Here is a 22,037-nt window from a genome sequence, read left to right as displayed (position 1 = left end):
CGAAATCACACCCCTGCGCCTCAAAGAGTCCACATTTTCCCCGTATGTTATTCAGAAGCCATCTGTTTAAATGAGTTTGTTTTGATGTCGGAAACAATGCCTTCTCAGCCCTCCCCCACTCAGGAAGAGGAAGACAGGGCCGCAGAGATTGCCATCGTTGGCATGGCTGCGCGCCTGCCCGGTGCGCTGTCGATTGAGGCCTATTGGGACAATCTGAAAAACGGCATTGAATCGATCCGCCCCCTGACCCGTGATGAGCTGATTGCCAGCGGTGAGGCGGCCCATCTGATCGACCGCCCCGATTACGTTGCCGCCGCGGCCCCGCTGGACGGTTACAAAGCCTTCGATGCCGAATTTTTCGGATTTTCCCCCAAAGAGGCAGCGATTCTGGATCCGCAGCATCGCCAGTTTTTGGAAACCTCATGGGAGGCCTTGGAAAACGCCGGCCATATGCCTGAGGGTTTCGATGGTCCGATTGGCGTCTTTGGTGGCTGTGGCATGGGCAGCTATTTCTATTTCAACATCTGCTCAAACCGCGATCTGGTCGATGGCACCGGCATGTTCCTGCTGCGCCATACCGGCAATGACAAGGATTTCATGACCACGCGGCTCAGCCATGTGCTGGACCTCAAAGGCCCCTCGATCAATGTGCAGACCGCCTGTTCCACCTCGCTGGTGGCCACCCATTACGCCTGTCAGTCGCTGCTGAACGGCGAATGTGACATGGCGCTGGCTGGCGGGGTCACGATTGAGTTGCCGCAGGACCGGGGTTATCTGTTCAAAGAGGGGGAAATTCTGTCACCCGACGGTCACTGCCACGCCTTTGATCACCGTGCACAGGGCACTGTTTTCGGCTCAGGCGCCGGGGTGGTGGTGCTACGTCGGCTGGAGGATGCCCTGGCCGATGGCGATCACATCTGGGGGGTGATCAAGGGCACCGCGGTCAACAATGATGGATCTGCAAAGGCAGGGTATCTGGCCCCTTCTGTCGATGGTCAGGCGGCAGCGATCGCCGATGCTCACGCCCTGTCCGAGGTCACAGCCGGCAGCATCGACTACGTCGAATGCCACGGCACCGGCACCTATCTGGGCGACCCGATCGAAGTGGCCGCGCTGACGCAGGCCTTTCAGGAAACAACCGATGCACAGGGGTTCTGCCGCATCGGGTCGGTGAAAACAAACATCGGCCATCTCGACACCGCTGCCGGTGTGGCAAGCCTGATCAAGACCAGCCTTGCGTTGCATCACAAACAGATGCCGCCGACATTGGGCTATGAGGCGCCGAACCCAGCAATTGATTTTGAAACCTCCCCTTTCCGCGTCAATGACAGCCTGCGGGACTGGCAGCGCCGCGATGGGCCGCGCCGGGCAGGTGTAAACTCCCTAGGGGTGGGCGGCACCAACGCCCATGCGGTTCTGGAGGAGGCACCTGAACGCGCCGCCTCAGAACCAGGTGATTTCCCGTTTCAGATCCTCACGCTGTCGGGCCGCACCAAAGGTGCGCTGGAGGGCAACACTGCCCGGCTGACAGAACATCTGCGACAGCGCGCCGATCAACCGCTGGCAGATATCGCCTGGACGCTGAAGAATGGCCGACGCGCCTTTGAACAGCGCCGAGTTGTTGTGGCGGAAACCCATGCTGAGGCGGCGGATCTGCTGGAGCAAGGCAATCCGCGCCGGGTCTTCACCCATACCGCCCTTGAGACACCAGAGGTGGTTTTCATGTTCCCCGGCGGCGGCGCGCAATATGCTGGCATGGCGCGCGACCTCTATGAGGTGGAACCGGTCTTCGCCGATTGGATGGACCGGGGTCTGGCGCATCTTGAGGGCAAGATTGATTATGACCTGCGCGCGCTCTGGCTGCCGGAGCTGGGTGCTGAGGCCGCAGCGGATGAGGCGCTGAAACAGCCCTCTGTGCAATTACCGCTGATCATGATCACCGAATATGCGCTGGCCCAGCTCTGGATCAGCTGGGGGGTGAAACCCGCAGCACTGGTGGGCCATTCGATGGGGGAAAACACCGCCGCTTGTTTGGCGGGCGTCCTGTCCTTCACCGATTGTATCGATCTGGTGCACCTGCGCGGGCAGCTGTTTGACACGGTGCCTGCGGGCGGCATGCTGTCTGTTGCTCTGCCCGCCGATCAGCTGCGTCCCCTGCTGGGCCGCGATCTGGATCTGGCCAGCGTCAATGCGCCGGGCCTGTCGGTGGCCACCGGGCCGGACGCCGCGCTGGAGCGCCTGCAAGCAGAGCTTGCGGAGCGCGACATCGATTGCCAGCGCATTGCCATCGATATCGCTGCGCACAGCCGAATGTTGGACCCGATCCTCGCTCGCTTCCGCAGCTTCCTGCAGACGATCCCGCTGCAGCCGCCGCAGATCCCCTTTGCCTCCAACCGAACCGGGGCGATGATCACCGCGGAGGAGGCGCAGGATCCCGAATACTGGGTCGCCCATCTGCGCAATACGGTTCTGTTTGCCGATTGCATCAGCACCCTGGCCGCGCCCAGCGCCCGTGTTTTTCTTGAGGTCGGGCCAGGCAAGGCGCTCAGCTCGCTTGCGACGCAACATCCTGATGTCAGCGCCAATCAGGTGATTTCCAGCCTGCGCCATCCCGAAGATGACATCGCCGATGACAGCTATTTCGCAGCCATGCTGGGCCGGATCTGGGCCGTGGGTGTTGATTTTGACTGGGATCAGTTCTGGGGCGAGGGACGGCGCAATCGCGTTGTGCTGCCGACCTATGCGTTCCAGCACCAGGACTATTTCATCGAACCCGCCAGCGATCACGCCAGCGCGCAGCCCGATGCTGCGCAACGCTGGTTGATGCGGCAGGAGGATATGGCGGATTGGGCCTATGCCCCGCGCTGGAGCCCGCGCTACGCCGATTGCAGTCTGGATGTGGCCGGTGATCTGAGCGAACTACCGCCACAGAACTGGCTGATCTTTGAAGATGCCCACGGCCATGGCGCCGCGCTGACGGCCAAGCTGCGACAGGCCGGGCAACAGGTCATAACCGTACGCCCCGGCGATGGGTTTGCCAAAGTGTCTGACGGCTACCTGCTGGCGCCGGAACATGGCCGGGTCGGTTATGACCGCCTGATGCAGGATCTGTCCGCGCAGGACAGAATGCCCGACCGCATTGTGCACCTGTGGCTGCTGACCGAGGATGAGCGCTGTCGGCCCGGATCCTCCTTCTTTCATCGCAATATGGAATATGGCTTCTACGCGCTGTTGTACCTGAGCCAGGCGATGAGCGAACAGGGGTTGAGCGATCTGCACATGACGGTGGTGACCTCAGACGCGATGCAACAGCGCGATGAACGCCTGCGCTATCCTGAAAAGGCCACGGTTCTGGGGCCCGTGCAGGTGATCCCGCGCGAATTCCCAGGCGTGACCTGCGCCGTGCTGGATCTGCAGGCCGCGCAGGGAAAACCAGGGCTGAAATCACGCGGCAAGGCACTGGGCAAGGCACGGAGCGAATCGCCCCTGCTGATCCCGCTGCTGGAGGAGGTGCTGGCAATACCCTGCAACACCATTGCCGCCCTGCGCCGTGGCAAACGCTACGCGCTGGATTACGCGCATGTGCCCTTCACCCCCGACGAATCGCCCCAACCCAATGCGGACATGCTGCGGGACGGTGGCACCTATATGATCACCGGTGGCTTTGGCGGCATTGGTCTGACCCTGGCCGGCACGCTGATCGAGCGCTGTCACGCCAATGTGGTCCTGCTGTCGCGCCATGCCCTGCCCGACCGTGACAGCTGGGCCGACCACCTGCACAGCCATCCGGCCACCGATGCCACCAGCCGTCGCATTCGCGCGGTGCAACAGCTGGAGGAGAAAGGCGGCAAGGTTCTGGTGCTGGCCGCCGATGTCTCCAACGTCGAAGACATGCGGATCGCCCAGCGCATGGCCCGGGATGCCTTTGGTGACATTCACGGCGTCATTCACGCGGCGGGCGTCATCAAAGACGCGCCGATCCTCGGCAAATCACTGAGCGATATAGAAGCGGTATTCACACCAAAAATCCACGGCACCGAGGTGCTGGATCAACTGTTCCCGGATGGCAGTCTGGACTGGCTGGCGGTCTTTGCCTCCAGCTCCACCGTGACCGCGCCTGCGGGTCAGGTGGATTATGTCGCGGGCAACGCCTTCCTGAACGCATGGGCGCAGTCCCGCAGCGGGGGCAAGACCCGGGTTTTGGCCCTCAACTGGGGGGTCTGGGCTGAGGTCGGCATGGCCGCCGAAGCGATGGAGGCCCGCCGCCAGCCAACCGCCGCGCTGCCGGGGCGCCCCTCAGGCCAGGTATTGCTGGGTGACATGCGGGATGACGCCAAAGGCAACCGCCAGTTCCAGCGCAGCCTGTCGGTCAAGGATTGGGTGATGGATGAACACCGCACCAAAGCGGGGGACATTCTGCTGCCCGGCACCGGCTATCTGGAACTGATCGACGAAGCTTTGAAGGCCCAGGGCGAAACTGGCCCCTATGAGGTGCGGGATCTTTTGTTCCTGGCACCGCTTGCCGTGCAGGAGGATAGCGCCACCGACATGCGGCTCAGCCTGCCGCGCAGTGATCTGGGCTATGACGTCATGGTCGAAAGCGCCACCGGGGGAACCACTGGATCAGCGGCATCGGGATTTGGCCCCAATGCCGAGGCCGCAATTTCGCTGCGCGCACTCACCCGCCCCGCGCCGTTGGATTTGGACCACCTGCGCCGCCGCTGTGGGCAGGCACGCCGGGGCGACGGGCCGCTGGTGGCCCCACAGGAAAAACACCTGTCCTTCGGCCCCCGCTGGAAGGTGCTGCACAGCACGGCGTTTGGCGCCGGTGAGGGCATCGCAGATCTGGCCCTGCCTGCGGATTACGTCACGGATCTGCAGAGCTACCGCCTGCACCCCGGTCTGTTGGACATCGCAACCGGCTGGGCGATGGAATTGATCGCCGGATACCAGGGGCACCACCTCTGGGCGCCGGTCAGCTATCACCGGGTGCGGGTCTATGCCCCACTGGAAGCGCAGATCACCTCTTGGGTGCGCAGCGCCGAAGAAAACAGCACCCAACATGCGACCGCCAGTTTCGACATCACCCTGACCGCCGCCGACGGCACCGTCCTGATGGAGATTGAAGGCTTCTCAGTGCGCAAACTGACCGGCGGCCTGAGCCTCAGCACGGCCAAACCCGCCGCCGCGGTAGAGGACCGTCCACTGTCCGCGGCCGAGGAACGGCTACAACACAACATCAGCCAGGGCATTCGCCCGGCCGAAGGCGCTGCGGCCTTCCTGCGGGCGCTACGTTTGCCGCAGACACAGCTGGTGATTTCCTCACTGGATCTGCCCGCACTGGTGGCGCAAGCGGGTCAGACACAGGATACGCCATCAAGCGCACAAAGCTTCCAGCGGCCGGAGTTGGACCAAGACTATGCTGCGCCAGAATCCGAGGTGGAAAAACGCCTCGCCGGGTTCTTCCAGGATCTGCTGGGGGTTGATCAGGTGGGGATCGATGACAGTTTCTTTGATCTTGGCGGCCATTCCCTGATTGCTGTGCGCCTGTTTGCCCAGATCAAAAAGGCCTATGGCAGCGATTTCCCAATCTCACTGCTGTTTGAGGCCCCGACCATCCGCAAAATCGCGGCCCAGATCCCGGATCAGGGCAGCCCGTCAGAACAGAAGGCCGACACCGAAGCGCCGTTGGTGCCTGAGCGGCGGTTCACCCATGTGGTGCCGATGCATCAGGGCGAAGGCGGCGCGGGCACCCCGTTCTTCTTGGTCGCGGGCATGTTTGGAAACGTGTTGAACCTGCGCCATCTGGCAGCTTTGCTGGGCACCGACAGACCATTTTACGGGCTTCAGGCGCGGGGCCTGTTTGGTGAGGCGCGCCCGCATCAGTCAATCCCTGAGGCTGCGCGGGACTACATCGCTGAAATGCGCAAGGTGCAGCCGAATGGCCCTTATATGCTGGGCGGGTTTTCTGGCGGCGGCATCACCGCCTATGAAATCGCGCAGCAGCTGAAAACCGCAGGTGAAGAGGTTGACCTGCTGGTGATGCTGGACACACCCCTGCCGCAGCGCCGGCCGCTCAGCCGTAGCGACCGGCTGGCGATCCAATGGCTGGAGCTGAAAACCAAAGGCCCGCGCTATGTGGTGAACTGGGCCAAGAACCGGCTGCTGTGGGAATGGGAAAAACGGCGTAAACCTGAGGCGGCACAACACGTGCCGGGAGAGCCAGAGGCGCAGTTCCATGACGCCGCGATTGAGGCTGCCTTCCTGGAGGCGGTTGCCAGCTATGATCTGGAACCATGGGACGGGCCGCTGCAGCTCTACCGCCCGCCGTTGCAGGGCCGCTGGCAGGTGTCGCCTGACCGTCTGGTGAACAGCGAACGGGCCTATGTGCTTCATGACAATGATTGGGGGCAATGGGCCCGCCAGCTTGAGGTGTTCGAAGTGCCCGGCGATCACGATTCGATGGTTCTGGAACCCAATGTCCGGGTGCTGGTGGCGCGGCTGCGCGATGCACTCACCCGGATTGAGGACAGCAAACGTACGCCCAACCGCGGCGCCGCCACCCAATTAACCAAGAAGGCCGCCGAATAAATGAACGCTGCCGCCTCTTTCCCATCGGCCCGGGTGCTGACCATCGTGCTGAACTATCGCACCGCCGAAATGACTTTGCGTGCCGTTGCCGCAGCGCGCAAGGCGATGCAGGGCATCGATGGCGCGATCATCGTGGTCGACAATGATTCGCAGGACGGATCCTTTGAACAGATGAACGCACATGTCACGGCGGAGGGATGGGCGGATGTCACGGTTCTGGCTGCGGGGCGCAACGGCGGCTTCGGGGCGGGCAACAACTTCGGCATTCTGGCCGGGCTGGCCGATCCAGAATCAGCACCTGATTTCATCTATGTGCTGAACTCAGACGCCTTCCCCGAACCGGACGCCATCCAGAGCTTGTTGGATCATATGTTGGCACATCCGCAGACCGGATTTGCTGGCAGCCTGATCTATGGCGAAGACGGCGTGGAACATATGACAACCTTCCGCTTTCCTTCCTTGGCGGGGGAGTTGGAAGGCGCGATGCGGTTTGGACCGGTGTCCCGGCTGTTGAGAAACCATCAGGTGCCAATGCCGCCGCCCAAGCACAGCCAGCCGGTGGATTGGGTGGCCGGGGCCAGCCTGATGATGCGGGTGCCAATGCTGCGGGATATCGGCCTCTTTGATGAGGCGTACTTCCTGTATTTTGAGGAAACTGATCTGTGCCTACGTGGGCAGCGAGCAGGGTATAGTATTGATTTTGTGCGCGAAAGCCGGGTGATGCACATCGGATCTGTCTCAACCGGGATGGGCGATTGGGCACGGACACCGCGTTATTGGTTCCAGTCACGTTGGTATTATCACGTGAAAAACCACGGCAGGCTGCATGCCCTCTGTGCCAGCGTTCTGCATCTGATCGGTGGGGGCTTTCACCGGCTGCGGTGCGTTCTGCGGGGCCGCCGTTCGGTGGATCCGCCCATGTTCCTGCGCGATCTCATCCGCCACGATGCTGCCGCGCTGTTTCGCCCCTTAAGCGCGCCGCAGATCCCCCAATTGCCAGACGTTCCGCAGGGGGCCACGCCCCCCGTGCCAGAACCCGCCCGGAGGTATAGATGAACCCGTTTTCTACCGTTCTGATCGGCAATGAATCCCTTTTGGTGCAATGCGGCGACCTGCTGCACGGGCGTGGGCACCTGATCCGGGCCGTTGTCACCCGCAATCCTGAGGTCGCCGCCTGGGCCAAGCAGCAGGGGCTGCAGGTCCTGGCCCCCGGCGCCGATCTGGCCGCCGATCTGCAACCGGGATTTGACTGGCTGCTGTCCATCGCCAACCTCGACATGATCCCGGCTGCGGTGCTGGCGATGGCTGCCAAAGGTGCGGTCAATTTCCACGACGGGCCACTGCCGGCCTATGCAGGGCTCAACGCGCCGGTGTGGGCGCTGGCCAACGGCGAAACCCGTCATGGCATCACCTGGCACCTGATGACCGAAGCGGTCGACGAAGGTGACATTCTGCTGCAGCGGATGTTCGACATCGGTCCAGAAGACACCGCGCTGAGCCTCAACACCCGCTGCTATGAGGCCGCGATTGACAGTTTCCCCGCCCTGATCGATGCGCTGGAGGCCGATCTGCCCGATCGCCAGCCACAGGATCTGAACCAGCGCAGCTATTACGGGCTGACCCACCGCCCCGCCGCAGCGGCCCGGCTGGATTTCACCCGCCCCGCCGCCAGCCAGCAGGCACTGGTGCGGGCGCTGGATCATGGGGCCTATTGGAATCCCATCAGCTGCGCCAAGATTGTGGCAAACGGTCAGATCCTGCTGGTTGGTCAGGCCAAGGTAGACACCGGCAGCGGCACACCAGGCGCGGTTCTGGCCATTAATCCTGATGGGATAACCGTGGCCTGTGCTGAGGGCGCATTGCAGCTGACGGGGTTGCGCAGCCTCAACGGTGCAGTGGTCGACCCCAGCGCCCTAACGCAGGTCGGCGATGTGCTGGACAGCCCCAATGCCGGATTCACCACGCAGGTCGATGCCGCATTGCACCCCGCCATTCGGGCCGAAGCCAAGCTACGCCCGCTGTTTGAAACCCTATTGCCCGCTGACCTGCCCTGCGCCCCAACCGGTGAACAGGGGCTGCGCGAGCTGGCGCTGTCCTGCACGGCGGAGGAGGCAACGGTTGCCCTTGCCGTGATGGCCGCACATCTGGCCGAAGGCGATCATGTTGATCTGGCCTTTGCCCAGCCCAGCAAAGGCATCGCAGGCGCCTATCTTTTGAACTGGTCCCCCCTGCGGGTGACGACATCAGGCACCATCGCAGACACCCGCGCTGAGGTGGTCCAAGCCCTCAAGACGGCGGGCCAATTGGGCCCTGTCGCTGCGGATCTGCCTGCCCGCCTACCCGGAGCGCAACACCCAGCCATGCCGCAGCTGGCGATCAGCGATCAGGCCCCACATCCCGACGCGGCAATCACGCTCTGCCTGACGCCTGCCCCGGTACTGAAGGCCGATGCGGCACGGGTCAGCGACGCGCTGTTGCAGGTCATTGCTGCCCGGATCGCACATGTTTTGGCCCAGGACGGGCGGATCGAAGACCTGAACCTGATGAGCGAGGCTGAACATCAGCTGCTGACCCGGGACTGGAACAACACCGCCGTTGATTTTGATGCTGACCTGTGTGTGCATCAGATGTTTGAACGGCAGGTTGCCGAAACGCCTCATGCGACGGCGCTGGTCGTGGAAGGCGAAAGCTTCAGCTATGTTGAGCTGAACGCCCGCGCCAATCAGGTGGCCTATGTGCTGCGCGATATAGGGGTGAGGCCCGGCACACTGGTGGGCCTTAACACGCAACGCACGCCGCACCTGCTGATTGGGGCCTTAGGGATCCTGAAAGCTGGTGGCGCCTATGTGCCGCTGGATCCGGCTTTCCCCGCCGATCGCATCGCGCTTTATGTCGAAGACAGCGCCTGTCAGGTGATCGCCACCCAACAGGGCATGTTGAGCGACCTACCGGATCATCAGGCCGAAGTGCTGGCATTGGACAGCGATCCGCGCATCCTGTCGGCCCCGACGGACAATCTGGAGGTCGCGGCCGCAGGCCATGACATGGCCTATATGATCTACACCTCCGGCTCCACCGGGCGGCCCAAGGGGGTGATGGTCGAACATCGCAACGTGTCGAACTTCTTCACCGGTATGGATGAACGCATCGACCATGCCGCAGGATCGGTCTGGCTGGCGGTGACCTCGCTCAGCTTTGATATTTCGGTGTTGGAGCTGTTCTACACCCTTGCCCGTGGCTTCAAACTGGTGCTGTCCTCGGATGAAAACCGCGCGCTGGTCTCTTCCGGCCGGATCAATCAGACCGGCAAGGGCATGGAGTTTTCGCTGTTCTACTGGGGCAACGATGACGGTGTGGGCCGCGACAAATATGAACTGCTGTTCGAAGGCGCCAAGTTTGCCGATGCCAATGGGTTCTGCGCGGTCTGGACGCCGGAACGCCACTTCCACGCCTTTGGTGGCCCCTACCCGAACCCGTCGGTCACGGGCGCGGCGGTGGCAGCGCTGACCAAAAATCTGGCCGTGCGCGCAGGCAGCTGCGTCGCGCCATTGCACCACCCCGCCCGCGTGGCCGAGGAATGGGCGGTGATCGACAACCTGACCAACGGACGCACCGGTTTGGGCATCGCCTCGGGCTGGCAGCCGCATGACTTTGTGCTGCGCCCCGAAAACACCCCGCCGAACAACAAACCGGCCATGCTGGAAACCATCGAACAGCTGCGCGCCCTGTGGCGCGGTGAAGAGGTTGAGTTTCCGATGGCAGATGGATCGATGCACGGGGTGGTGACACAGCCGCGACCAGTGTCGAAGAAGCTGCAGGTCTGGGTGACCACCGCAGGCAATCCGGACACCTGGAAAGAGGCGGGCCGTATTGGCGCCAATGTGCTGACTCACCTTCTGGGCCAGTCGATTGAGGAGGTCGGTGACAAGATCAAGCTTTACCACAAAGCGTTGCGCGAGGCTGGCCATGATCCGGCGGAGTTTACCGTGACCCTGATGCTGCACACTTTTGTGGCTGAGGATCGGGAAAAAGCGCGCGAGATTGCCCGCGACCCGATGAAGGACTACCTGCGTTCCGCCGCTGGGCTCATCAAACAATTCGCCTGGGCCTTCCCTGCCTTCAAACGTCCCGAAGGGGTGAACAACGCCTTTGAACTGGACCTAGGCACGCTGGAGGGCGAAGAGCTGGAGGCGATCCTTGATTTTGCCTTCCTGCGGTATTTTGAGGATTCCGGCCTTTTCGGCACGGTTGAGGATTGTCTGGACCGGGTCGAGGATCTGAAACGCATCGGCGTGGATGAAATTGCCTGCCTGATCGATTATGGCATCGAAAAACGAACCGTGCTGAACGGGCTGACCCATCTGGCCGAGGTGCTGAAAGGCGCCAATATGGGATCCGATGTGGCGGCGGATGACTTCTCCATCGCGGCGCAGATCGTGCGGCATGAGGTCACCCATCTGCAATGCACCCCGTCGATGGCGCGGATGATCGCCATGAATGATGAGGCGCGGGTGGCGCTCTCGCGGGTGAAACACCTGATGATCGGGGGCGAGGCCCTGCCCGGCGATCTGGTGACGGACTATGCCCAGATCACCCAGGCCAGCATCGAAAACATGTATGGCCCCACCGAAACCACCATCTGGTCCACCACTGAAACGGCGCGGACGGATGAGGTGACGGTCAACATCGGCACACCGATTGCCAACACGCAGGTCTACGTTCTGGATGACGCGATGCAGCCCGTGCCGCTGGGCGTTCCGGGCGAGTTGTATATCGGCGGCGCTGGCGTCACCCGTGGCTACTGGCAGCGCGATGACCTGACCGCGGAAAGGTTCCTCAGCGATCCCTTCCTGGAGCAAAACCGCATCTATCGCACCGGCGATCTGGTGCGTTGGCGTTGTGACGGGCGGCTTGATTTCCTGGGCCGCGCGGACCATCAGGTGAAACTGCGCGGTTACCGGATTGAACTGGGGGAGATCGAAGCAGCAATGACGGCCCACCCCAGCATCAAACAGGCCGTGGTGATCGCCCGCGAAGACACCCCCGGCAGCGCGCGTTTAGTCGGCTATGTCACAACAGACAGCCCCCTGAATGAGGCGGCGCTGCGCCGCACTGTGGCCGCGGCTTTGCCGGACTACATGGTGCCTTCGGCCTTTGTTGCGCTGCAAGAATTCCCGCTGACCCCCAACAAGAAGATCGACCGCAAGGCACTGCCAGCACCGCAGACCACCGGCGCCGGGGCCGTGGCTGCCCCCAGCCGGCTAGTCGATACCGTGCAGCAAGAAGTGGCCGCGATCTGGTCTGCCATCTTGGGTGTTTCAAACATCGGGGCGCGCGACAACTTCTTTGATCTTGGCGGTCATTCCCTGCTGGCGGTTCAGGCACATCGGGAAATCCGCGAAAAGCTGGGGGCGAAAACCCTTGGGATCACAGACATATTCCAATTCCCTGTTTTGTCTGCTCTATGTGATAAAGTGAGAGAATCGATGGACATCGCCCCTGCGGGTGCCGCACCATCGAGCGAACAGGAAACAACAACCGGCGCCCGCGCAACCGCGATGTCCCGTCGCAAGGAAATGCGGGCCCGACGGATGGTCAGAAACAGGCACTGATGCAAAGCCATGAAAGAAGATAGGGTCCGCCTCGCACTTCAGGAACTGTTCGGACCTCAGGTCGGCATTGGCGTCACAGACCCGCGGTCTGACAACTATCTGTTGATGGACTCCGAAAAAGAGGCGGTGGCCCGCGCCGTGCCCAAGCGCCTGCGCGAATTTTCCGCTGGTCGTGCCGCGGGACGCGAAGCGCTGAGTGAGATCGGATTTCGCCGCAGCGCCATCCCCAGATCCCGTGATCGCAGCCCTGTTTGGCCCGCTGGTATCGTTGGGTCGATCAGCCATTGTGACAGCCTGTGCCTGGCGGCGGCCTGCCATATCAAAACCTGGCGTTCAATCGGCTTGGACATCGAAGGCGACGCCCCGCTGCAGAAAGAAGCCTGGCCGATCATCCTGACACAACAAGAAGTACAGGATCTGAAAAAAGTGCCGCGCTGGCGCCGGGCCCGACGGATCAAAGCACTGTTTTCAATCAAGGAAGCTGTCTACAAGGCGCAATACCCGCTGACTGGCGAAATCTGCGACTTCCACACGTTGAGTGTGAAAGTTGAGGGTAACCGGTTTGAAGCGATGTTCATGCAGGATGTTGGGTCTTTCCAGGCCGGGTTTGTGGCCACAGGCGGCTTTGCGGAGGTGGATCGTTATGTCATCTCCTGCTGCATGATAGAGGCTCGCTAAGATGCCGAACCGCGCCATATTCCCCTGGATCAAACGGCGCTGGCGTATGGCCACGGGCGTGGCGCTGGCCGGTCTCGCCGCCGTTACAGGCACAACACTTCTGCGCGCGCCCGCCAGCCTGAGCCCGCAGGAAATCGACAACCTATATAGCGTTCCGTTGCCCGCCCCGGATGAGCCGATGCAGCTGTTTCACCTAGGCCATTCGCTGGTAGGCCGCGATATGCCGGTGATGCTGCAGCAGCTGGTCACGGCCCATTTTGGCGCGGATGGCAAAGCTGCCCAGCATCATTCGCAACTGGGCTGGGGCACCCCGCTGCGCGCCCATTGGGATCCGTCCGAGCCGATCAATGGTTTTGACAGCGAAAACGATCACCCCAACTACCGCGACGCCAAGGCGGCACTGGCTACTGGCAGTTACGACGCCGTTGTCCTGACCGAGATGGTCGAAATCCGCGATGCCATCGCCTATTTTGAAACTGCGGACTACCTGGCCCGCTGGGCCGAAGCTGCCCGCGCAGGCAATCCCGAGGCCCGTGTTTACCTCTATGAAACCTGGCATGAGGTCACTGATCCCGAAGGCTGGGTGGCCCGGTTGGACCGCGATCTGACGCGCTATTGGCAGGATCAGATCCTGTGGCCAGCGGTTGCACAGGACCCTGACCACCAGCCGATCTACCTGATCCCGGCTGGTCAGGTCATGGCCGCCTTTACCCGCCGGGTTGAAGCGGTGGGTGGTGTCACCGATGTCACAGATCGCCAAAGCCTGTTCCAACGCAGCGAATCGGGTGAGCTGGACCCGATCCATATCAACGATCTGGGGGCCTATCTGGTGGCGCTGACCCATTTTGCCGTGCTCTACCAGCACTCGCCCGTTGGATTGCCGCATCAACTGACCCGCGCCGATGGCAGCGATATGCAAACAATCGCGGCGGAAACCGCGGCATTGATGCAGGAAACCGTCTGGTCCGTGGTGTCAGGCCAGCCTTACAGCGGATTTCCGACCAAATAAGGCACAAATGTGGCGCTGATTTACGATCTGGAATTAGATTGTTTCCGCCATATTTGCCTTAAAATCTTGGTAGAAATACGGCGGGGCTGCTAAATTGTGACACAGTCATGGCGGGCGTGTTTGGCCCGCAGGTTTCGCGACGGTATCGCACAACAGGACGTAACATGAGCCCTTTGATCTCTCTCTCCAGCCTCTACCGGGTGATCCGCCGCCGCGCGTTCTTCATCTGTGTCGTGGCGCTTTGTGGCTCGATCCTGTCTGTGCTCTACGCGCTGAACCGCCCCGCCACCTATGAGGCCAGTGCGGTCATCCAGATTGAGGCGCCGCAAGTGGCCGCTGCGCTGCCCGGCTCAACCGCGATTGCCACCAGCAACAACCGCAACCGGCTGAAACTGATCGAACAGAAGCTGATGTCGCGCGACAGCGTCGCCGCGGTGGTCGACAAGTTTGACCTGTTCAGCCGCGAAAGCAGCCTGACCGAGGGCGAAAAGGTCGCCTCTTTGCGCGAATCCGTTGAGATTGTCGAACTGATCGATCCCACCCAGGCCTGGCGGCCAGATGTCCAGCCCTCGGGGTTGGTGATCACGGTGCGGCTGGACAATGCGGTGCAGACGGCCGAGGTGGCCAATGAGCTGCTGGCGCAGGTGCTGGTTGAGGGCAAGAAACGCAGCGAAAGCCAGACAACCCAAACCCTGGCCTTCTTTGAAACCGAAGAGGCCCGGATCAGCGCCGCCATTGAAGCGCTGGAAATTGAGTTTGCCCGCTACAAGGAACAAAACGCCCCGTCGCTGCCCAGCGCCATTGCCGATCAGCGCGAACAGCTGGCGCGGCTGCGCACCAATCAGTTGGAGCTGGAAAACCAACTGATCCAGATTGAAACCAGCTCAGAACGGCTGCGCGCCGAGGAACGCGCGCGCCAAGCCGATATCCTGCGGCAGCAGGTGGCGCTGGTGAACGAACGGTTGGCCGTGGTTGAGATGGCGCTTGCCAAAGCGCCAGAGGTGGAGCGGGTGTTTTCCCTGATGTCGCGGCAGCTGGAACAGTTGCAGGCGGAATACCAAACCGTCACCACCCGCCGGACCGAAGCGGCCATGGCGCGCCAATTGGAAAGCCAGGATCAGTTCGAACGGTTTGAAGTGCTTGAAACAGCCCTTGTGCCAGATTACGCGGTTTCCTCAGGCAAACGTAAGATTGCCATGGCGGGCGGCGTTGCCTCACTGCTGGTTGCGCTTGGCATGGCCTTCCTGCTGGAACTGATGAGCCCGGTTCTGCGCACCAGCCGCCATGTGGAAAATGAACTGGATATCCGGCCGGTGGTCATCATCCCGCAGCTGAAAAAGCCACGCCGCAGCAGCTGGTTCTGGCGGGCAACGCCAGCAACCTTGGCCACGGGTGCGGCGCCGCTGACCTTCAAGGCGCGGATCCTGGATTACCTGTCTACGATTTAAGATGTAGAGTGCGGGCGGGTCGGCTCAGTAGCCGTATTCGTCACCTGTAGCGTCTTCGGCTTTGTTCAGCACCACCCCCAAAAGCGGCACATCCTCACCCAGACGGCGCATCACTTCGCGCACTTCGGCGCCACTGGTGCGGGTGCCGTCAATTACGATCAGAACCCCATCGAAATTGGATTTGAAGGTGATCACATCGTCATTGGCCAGCGCTGGCGGCAGATCAAACAGCACCACATCAGGGTGCAGTTCCGCCTCCATCCGGGTCAGACGATCGCGGGTGGCGGGCTGCTGCATCAACTCGCTGGCGAAGGGTTCCACACGATCATTCATCGCGATGGCCAGATTGTCGCCCAGCGACATATCGTTCTGATCGAACTTAAAAAACTGATCGCGGGTCTCAATCTCACCGCGCAGGTAAGCGCCCATGCTGCCGACATCCCGCAGGCCCAGCGTTTTGGCGACACTGGGGTTGCGCATGTCCATATCCATCAGAACCGTGCGGCAGTTTTCATACCGTGACAGCGCGACCGCCAAATTGACCGAGACAAAGGTTTTGCCACAATCCCGCGTGGGGGAGGTGATCGCCACCCGGCGCCATCCATTGTCACTCAGCGCCTGCACCAAACGGGCGCGCAGCACGTCAAAGGCGGCATGCACCGGGTTTTTGCGGCTGGCAGTGATGATCAGATTGCGCATCATTTGCTGACGCTGCACCGGCATCGGACCCAGATCATTCCAACCGTCATCCCCCGGCGGCTGTTCTGAAGGCTGCTCTGTCTCCGGCTCAGGGGTCACTTCCGATTCAGGGTTGAGGATCAGCGGTTCAGGTACAGCGACGGGCGCAACCTCTTCCGCCAGTTCCGATGCGTCCGCCTCAACATCATCCAGATCCAGAAATGGGAAGGCGGAGCGCAGGGCACGGTCTTCGCGGGCAATCTCTTCGGCGGAGCGGCCACTGCCCGACAACAGGCCACGGCGTTGAACGGGCGCAGCATCAGTCACCTCCGCCGGCACCTCAACAGAGGCCTCCACCGGTGGGTCAACCGGGGCCTCTTCTGGCGCCTTCGCTGGGCGCTGCCGCATGCCACGGCGAAATCGTTTCGACTGCTCAACCATACTTTACCTTCCCCTGTCCATTGGGGTGTCCGCCCCCTCAGGTCAGAGTGTTGTTGGCACGATTTTCAACATCACATGCCCGAACCTCGGGCGAATCGCGCACGTCCTCCCTGACAGGTAACGCCAGAACCTAGGCAAAATTGTGCCGCGATCGTGGTTAAGGCCCGACGCCGATCAGGGTTTACAGACCAAATAGATTGGCATCGCGAATGCCACGTTCAATGAACCACTGTTGATCCGCCTCAGGACGCCAGCCCAAAACCGCCTTGGGATGCGCATTGTCAAAGGGTGAGAAATGCGCCCGGCTTTGCCAGTCTTTAAGCGAAGGGCGCACCACACCGTGACGACGCAACACCTTGGTTTTCAGCGCATATTTCACCGCATCCGCCGCCCAGAACACATGCAGATGGCCAGGCTTCACCTTGATCCGCGCCCCCAGAGACTGATGGATGGCATCAAAATACCCGCGCGCGGACAGCATCGGTTCGCCAATAAGGTTAAAACTCTGCCCGACAGCGGCATCGTTAACCATCATCTGGATCAGCCCGTCTGACACATCATCGGCCAGCACGAAAGGCAGGATGTTACGGCCATTGCCCCAGATCCGAACCGCCCCGGCGCCATGCCAGCGGCCAATGCCCCAGTGCTGCAACGGGCCACCTTCGCCGATCACAATGCCTGGACGGGCAATGACCAGCGGCAGCCCCTGATTGCGGTGCATGTCCAACAGCCGCGCCTCACATTCCGCCTTGGAACGGGCGTAGAGGTTACGTTCGGACATGTCGCCAAAATCGGTGTGTTCAGTGATCACCTGTTCGGGGTCTGACATGTCATAGGACGCAATGGTGCCGGTGTAGATCAGCCGTTTGACGCCCGCGGCCTGTGCCGCCTCCGCCACGCGCAGCGCGGTGCCCACGTCATTTTCCAGCGCCGCCTCCCAGGTGGTGTCCATCGACTTGGCCAGATTAAAGACCGCATCCATGCCCTGCATCGCCTGGGTCAGGCCCGCCAGATCGCGCAGGCTGACGGCCACGGTTTCCACGTGATCTGCAATATCGTCAAAGGGCCCATGGCTGCCACGGCTCAGCACCCGCACGTCATAGCCCTGCGCCACCAGCCGACGGGTCAGGTTGCGGCCGATAAACCCGGTGCCGCCGATCACCATTACGGTGGGGTTCGGCGTGCCTTTGGCCGGTTTTGCCTCAACCGGGGTGGGCAGTTTGGCCAGAGAATCGTCAATCGCCTGCATCACCTGCAGCGCCGCATCGGGGCCGAACCGGCTGTCGGACGCAGCCCCCCAGACGGCATCCACCATGCCCCGAAAACTCAGCCCATAAGGTGATTTCTGGTTCAGCGACACCAGCTGACGCACCGCATTCACCACGCCCTCACGCAGGTGCTGACCGGCCAGGGACATCTGTTTCAGGAACGGGTTGAGCACCAAGTCCGCAGCATTGTCAGACGACACAACCAGCGTATCAGCGGCATAATCCATCCGCGCCACACCGGAAGATCCGCGCAGCGTCATTGAGCGATCATCGTGGGTTTCCACCAGCGACAGGTTGAGGGTCACCGCCACTTCGCCCGCCTCCGCCAGAATGCGCCACCCCTGATGGCGCACCGCGCCGCCGGGCAAGGTGATCGGCTGATTGACCTCCAGCTGTTTGATCGTCAGCGGCCCCAGCAGATCCACGGCCAGCGAAAACGGATGCGGCCCCAGCTCCAGCAGCAGGTTCTTGGCATCACGCAGCAGCCACAACCCATAGGGCCCGGATCTCAGCGGTGCCAGCGGCAGGTTCCACTGCACCTCAAGCGCGGATAGCCGCCCGATGCGCCCGTCCTGCACCATCCGCTTCAGACGGTCATAGGCCGGTACCGCGAGGAAGTTGTGGCCAGCCGCAAACTGCACCCCAGCCGCATTGGCTGCCGCCGCAATCTCCGCCACCTCAGCGGCACTTTCGGCCACCGGTTTTTCCACCAGCACATCCAGCCCCGCCGCAATACACTGCAATGCGATAGGTCGATGCAGATCGGGTGGTGTCAGGATATGCACCGCATCCACGGTGCCCGCGGCCAGCATCTCCTCCACCGATCCATAGGCCGTCGCCCCATAGCCCGTCGCCAGATCCTGCGCGGCCGCCAGCGACAGATCACAGATCGCTGTCACCACGGCATGGGGCGAGGCCTTCAGCGCATCCGCGTGCCATGTGGCAATATAGCCAGCGCCGATAATGCCGATGCGTTTGGGGGACTGGGCCAAATCGGGCCTCCTTACTTATACTCAATGATCCGCATGGCGCGGCCACGCGATTTGCGCAGATAGTAGCGCAACATGCCAAGAAGATTGGGAAATTTTGACAGGCTGAGGAAAACCGCCTGATACAGTGATGGCCTCGGTGGCAGACCTTCGCGTCGCAGCCCCTGAACGGTGCGGACATAAGACAGTACGTAAAGCGCCAGCGCCCCCCAGAGGAGCGGCATCCAAACGAGCAAACCGATCACGGCCAGCATTGGCAACAGGGCGCCAAAGATCGTCACCCGCCGGCGTTCCGGGCGGAAGTAATCCGGGTGCAGATCCCCGACTTGCGCAAACCCATGGCCCGAGCGGACCGCGCGTTGCCACCATTGGCCAAACCGCGTCATGGCCGCATCGTGCTGCGTCATCGCCACCGGGATCCGCAACAGCCGTTTGCCCGACTTGCGCAGCCGAGTGCAAAACTCATCGTCCTCGGCGGCGATCACCGTTGGATCAAAGCCGCCCACCGCGATGAAATCCGCGCTGCGCACCATCATGTCACCGCCGCAGGCCGGGATCTCACCGGCAGGGCGGTGCCATTCAAATTCGACCAAGGCGTTGTAAATGCTGGCCTCCGGGTGGATTTCGGACCGCCAGCCGGTCACCACCGCCAGATCCTCCCGCCCGTCAAAGCCCGCAAGGGCGGCGGTGATCCAGCCGGGCGCCACGCCGCAATCGCCATCAACAAACTGCACAAAAGGGGGCGGGTTGTCGCCCAATGCGGCAAAGCCGGCGTTGCGGGCGCGGGCGGCGGTGAAGGGCACCTTGGTGTCCAGTTCGACCACCTCAACCCCCATGTCACGCGCCGCCGCGACTGAACCGTCGGTCGAACCGGAATCGACATAGATCACCCAATCCACCTGATCCTTCAGGGAGGTCAGACAGCGGACCAACCGTTCCCCTTCGTTGCGACCAATGGCAACAGCGGCGACAGAGGCATCTGCGATAGGGCCACTCATCCGTCGGCCCCTTCCACGTCCGGTCGTTTGGTGGGGGGCGGGTGGCCTGCCAGATAGGATCGGATCAGCTGACCCAACCGCGCGGCCTCCTGCTGGATGTCAAACTCGGCCCGCACCTTGGCATGGCCTGCGGCACCCATTGCGGCCGCGTGTGCCGGATCGCTCAGCAAGGTCAGGATTGCCTGCTCCAGCGCCTTGGCATCGCCTGGGGCGATCAACTGACCGCTGACGCCCTGTTCCACCAGCTCCGGTATGCCGGCAATCTGTGTGGTGATCACAGGCAGGCCAGCCGCCATCGCCTCCATCAGCACCACAGGCACACCTTCTGCGAAACTGGGCAGGACCAATGCATCGACTTGCTGCAGATGTTCTGCCACCTCGCTCTGTGATCTGTAGCCGAGGAAATCAACCGCCTCCGCCAGGCCCAGCGCCTCGGCTTCGGTCTGCAACCAGGTGCGTTCCGGCCCGTCCCCGATCAGGGTCAGCCGCAGATCAGGCCTGATCTGGCGCGCCGCTTTCACCGCCTGCAACAGTAGGGGCACGCCCTTGACCGCCGCCAGCCGCCCCACGAACAGCAGATGATTGCCCGGCCGTGTGGGCGATGCCGCCGCATAGCGTTCAGGCTCCACCCCGCAGTGGACGATATGCATCCGCTCCCAATGGGTGCGATCGGCAAAGCTCATCCCCTGCGAGCGGCAGAAATCGCTGATACAGGCGGTGAAGCTGGCCCGGGCGATCTTTTCATCCAGACGCCAACGTATGGGCTCAAAAAAGATATCCGGCCCGTGCAGTGTGAAACTATAGGGGATACCGCTCAGTTCCTGGCAGAGCATGGCAACGGTGCAACTGGCCTTGGCAATGTGATTGTGCAGATGCTGCACCCCCTGGCGACGCAGGTGATCGGCCAGCACTACGGCTTCGGCAAAGTAAAACAGCTGATACAGCATCGGTTTCACCCCGCCGGGTGAGGTTTGCCACGCCAGGCGCAGGGCGCGCAGATAGCGCGCGGGCGCCGTCAGGGCGCGCAGATGAGCGCGCAGGCTGATCAAGGGGCGTGCGGCGGCTTCCAGCACGTGAAAGGTGCGGGCCGCTTCGGCCTTTTGCTCCTCCCCAACCAGATGTTCGGCGCCGGTGCGGCGGATTGAGCAGGTGGCGACCTCAAATCCCTGTTCCCGCAGCGCCGCCACTTCGCGCTGGATAAACGTATCCGTGGCTCGCGGGTATTCCCCGGTCAGATAGGCGATTTTGATCGGTTCAGCCACGCGGCGCCTCCTGCGGAGGGGTGGCTTGCAGCGCCTCTTCCATCAGGGCGTCAAACCCGGCCTCTGGCTGCCAGCCCATGCGGCGCAGGGTGGCGTTGTCATAGCGCAGCGGCAACATTCGATAGCGTAGGGTTGGGGTTTTCAGCAACCCTGGCCGCAGGCGCGATCCGGTAAGACGCGCCACAATCTCCAGCCAACGCCAGGGCAATGGCAGGGTGAGACGTGGCCAACCCGTTTTGCGATGCGCGGCCAGATACTGCGCGCGGCTGGGCAGATCACTGTCCACAACATTGACCACCGCGCTTTCACCACGCCCGGCAGCTTCAGCCGCCAGCCGCAGCGCCTGGGCGGCATGCCGCAGATGCGCCAAAGGCAGGTCCCCAGCCGCTTCAAGGCGCAGCAATGCTGGCCCCAGACCAATTCCCAGATGCGCATTCCACAGCCGGCCCGGGCCCCAGATGGCGCCAATCCGCAACACCTGCAGCGGCAGCCCTGCGTCTGAGGCGGCGGAGCTGAACAGCAACTCCTGCCCCAGCTTGGCGCGGCAATAGGTGTCACGTAGATGAGCGGCGTCTTCCAGCGGGGTGGTTTCATCAACCACATCGCCGGGCCGCAGACCCATTGCCCCATAGACCGCCATCGAACTGGCCAGTACAAAACCCGGCGGCGTTTCTGTCCGCAGCGCGGCGATCAGCAGGCTGCGGCTGGCCTCAACCGTATCGCGCTGCTGGGTGGCGGCATCCCCGGCAAGAGAGGCCGCAAGATGCAGCACCACATCGGACTGCGGCACCGCCTTCAATTCCACCAGGTCGCCTTCGATGATCTCAATACGTTGATCGATTTCCCACTCAATCGGGCAGGCGGCGGCATCGCGCACGATCAGCGTCAGATGATGGCCCGCGATCAGGCACTGGCGCACCAGCTCCCGGCCCAGATAGCCCGTGGCGCCGGTGATCAGCAGACGCAGCGACACGGGCGCGTCAGCCCCCTTGCCTTCATGTTTCACACTGCTGCCCACGTTCGGCGCCTCATCTCGCACGTCAGAATTCCTCTCGCCCCCGCT

General features: G+C 62.2%; 11 protein-coding genes. 6 read left to right on the top strand and 5 right to left on the bottom strand.

Features of this window, described 5'->3' with window-relative positions:
• Nucleotides 1–84: 84 nt before the first annotated feature.
• From TL5118_RS09045 to TL5118_RS09020, 6 genes are all read left to right on the top strand, one after another.
• Nucleotides 85–6,591, top strand: coding sequence for a type I polyketide synthase (locus TL5118_RS09045; RefSeq protein ID WP_058242594.1), 6,507 nt, complete (start codon nt 85–87; stop codon nt 6,589–6,591).
• Nucleotides 6,592–7,647: a glycosyltransferase gene (locus tag TL5118_RS09040; protein ID WP_058242593.1), complete on the top strand. Its 1,056-nt coding sequence runs from the start codon at nt 6,592–6,594 to the stop codon at nt 7,645–7,647. It abuts the gene before it with no gap.
• Nucleotides 7,644–12,203 (top strand): MupA/Atu3671 family FMN-dependent luciferase-like monooxygenase, encoded by a 4,560-nt coding sequence (locus tag TL5118_RS09035; protein WP_058242592.1) that lies wholly within the window; start codon nt 7,644–7,646, stop codon nt 12,201–12,203. Before TL5118_RS09040 ends, TL5118_RS09035 begins: the two co-directional genes overlap by 4 nt.
• Nucleotides 12,204–12,212: 9 nt before the next feature.
• Nucleotides 12,213–12,881: a 4'-phosphopantetheinyl transferase family protein gene (locus tag TL5118_RS09030; protein ID WP_058242591.1), complete on the top strand. Its 669-nt coding sequence runs from the start codon at nt 12,213–12,215 to the stop codon at nt 12,879–12,881.
• 1 nt (nt 12,882) lies between these two features.
• The gene (locus TL5118_RS09025) at nt 12,883–13,890 is read left to right on the top strand and encodes a hypothetical protein (protein WP_106404200.1); all 1,008 of its coding nucleotides are present in this window, start codon (nt 12,883–12,885) and stop codon (nt 13,888–13,890) included.
• 164 nt (nt 13,891–14,054) lie between these two features.
• Nucleotides 14,055–15,338 carry a GumC family protein gene (locus TL5118_RS09020; RefSeq protein ID WP_058242590.1) on the top strand — a complete coding sequence of 428 codons (1,284 nt, stop codon included), beginning with the start codon at nt 14,055–14,057 and terminating at the stop codon, nt 15,336–15,338.
• 24 nt (nt 15,339–15,362) lie between these two features.
• On the opposite strand, the gene TL5118_RS09015 is transcribed toward TL5118_RS09020, so the two are convergent.
• The 5 genes from TL5118_RS09015 to TL5118_RS08995 form a co-directional block, all read right to left on the bottom strand.
• A complete protein-coding gene (locus TL5118_RS09015) occupies nt 15,363–16,457 on the bottom strand; it encodes a CpsD/CapB family tyrosine-protein kinase (protein ID WP_058242589.1) in 1,095 nt (364 codons plus the stop codon).
• 181 nt (nt 16,458–16,638) lie between these two features.
• Nucleotides 16,639–18,717 carry an NAD-dependent epimerase/dehydratase family protein gene (locus tag TL5118_RS09010; RefSeq protein WP_058242588.1) on the bottom strand — a complete coding sequence of 693 codons (2,079 nt, stop codon included), beginning with the start codon at nt 18,715–18,717 and terminating at the stop codon, nt 16,639–16,641.
• Between the two features lie 11 nt (nt 18,718–18,728).
• A complete protein-coding gene (locus tag TL5118_RS09005) occupies nt 18,729–19,712 on the bottom strand; it encodes a glycosyltransferase family 2 protein (RefSeq protein ID WP_058242587.1) in 984 nt (327 codons plus the stop codon).
• Nucleotides 19,709–20,974, bottom strand: a complete 1,266-nt coding sequence (locus TL5118_RS09000) for a glycosyltransferase family 4 protein (RefSeq protein WP_058242586.1) — start codon at nt 20,972–20,974, stop codon at nt 19,709–19,711. Before TL5118_RS09000 ends, TL5118_RS09005 begins: the two co-directional genes overlap by 4 nt.
• Nucleotides 20,967–22,013, bottom strand: coding sequence for an NAD-dependent epimerase/dehydratase family protein (locus tag TL5118_RS08995; RefSeq protein ID WP_058242585.1), 1,047 nt, complete (start codon nt 22,011–22,013; stop codon nt 20,967–20,969). Before TL5118_RS08995 ends, TL5118_RS09000 begins: the two co-directional genes overlap by 8 nt.
• Between the last annotated feature and the right edge of the window lie 24 nt (nt 22,014–22,037).

It is taken from the genome of Thalassovita autumnalis (assembly GCF_001458255.1).
In the GTDB taxonomy this organism is placed as follows: domain Bacteria; phylum Pseudomonadota; class Alphaproteobacteria; order Rhodobacterales; family Rhodobacteraceae; genus Thalassobius; species Thalassobius autumnalis.
Note: the sequence above shows the minus strand (reverse complement) of the source record. Positions and strands in the feature narration are given on the sequence as shown.

What these genes read in the sequence shown, in the direction of transcription:
- TL5118_RS09005 (WP_058242587.1), bottom strand. Translation starts at nt 19,712, where the DNA reads ATGAGTGGCCCTATCGCAGATGCCTCTGTCGCCGCTGTTGCCATTGGT.
- TL5118_RS09030 (WP_058242591.1), top strand. Translation starts at nt 12,213, where the DNA reads ATGAAAGAAGATAGGGTCCGCCTCGCACTTCAGGAACTGTTCGGACCT.
- TL5118_RS09040 (WP_058242593.1), top strand. Translation starts at nt 6,592, where the DNA reads ATGAACGCTGCCGCCTCTTTCCCATCGGCCCGGGTGCTGACCATCGTG.
- TL5118_RS09020 (WP_058242590.1), top strand. Translation starts at nt 14,055, where the DNA reads ATGAGCCCTTTGATCTCTCTCTCCAGCCTCTACCGGGTGATCCGCCGC.
- TL5118_RS09035 (WP_058242592.1), top strand. Translation starts at nt 7,644, where the DNA reads ATGAACCCGTTTTCTACCGTTCTGATCGGCAATGAATCCCTTTTGGTG.
- TL5118_RS09045 (WP_058242594.1), top strand. Translation starts at nt 85, where the DNA reads ATGTCGGAAACAATGCCTTCTCAGCCCTCCCCCACTCAGGAAGAGGAA.
- TL5118_RS09015 (WP_058242589.1), bottom strand. Translation starts at nt 16,457, where the DNA reads ATGGTTGAGCAGTCGAAACGATTTCGCCGTGGCATGCGGCAGCGCCCA.
- TL5118_RS09025 (WP_106404200.1), top strand. Translation starts at nt 12,883, where the DNA reads ATGCCGAACCGCGCCATATTCCCCTGGATCAAACGGCGCTGGCGTATG.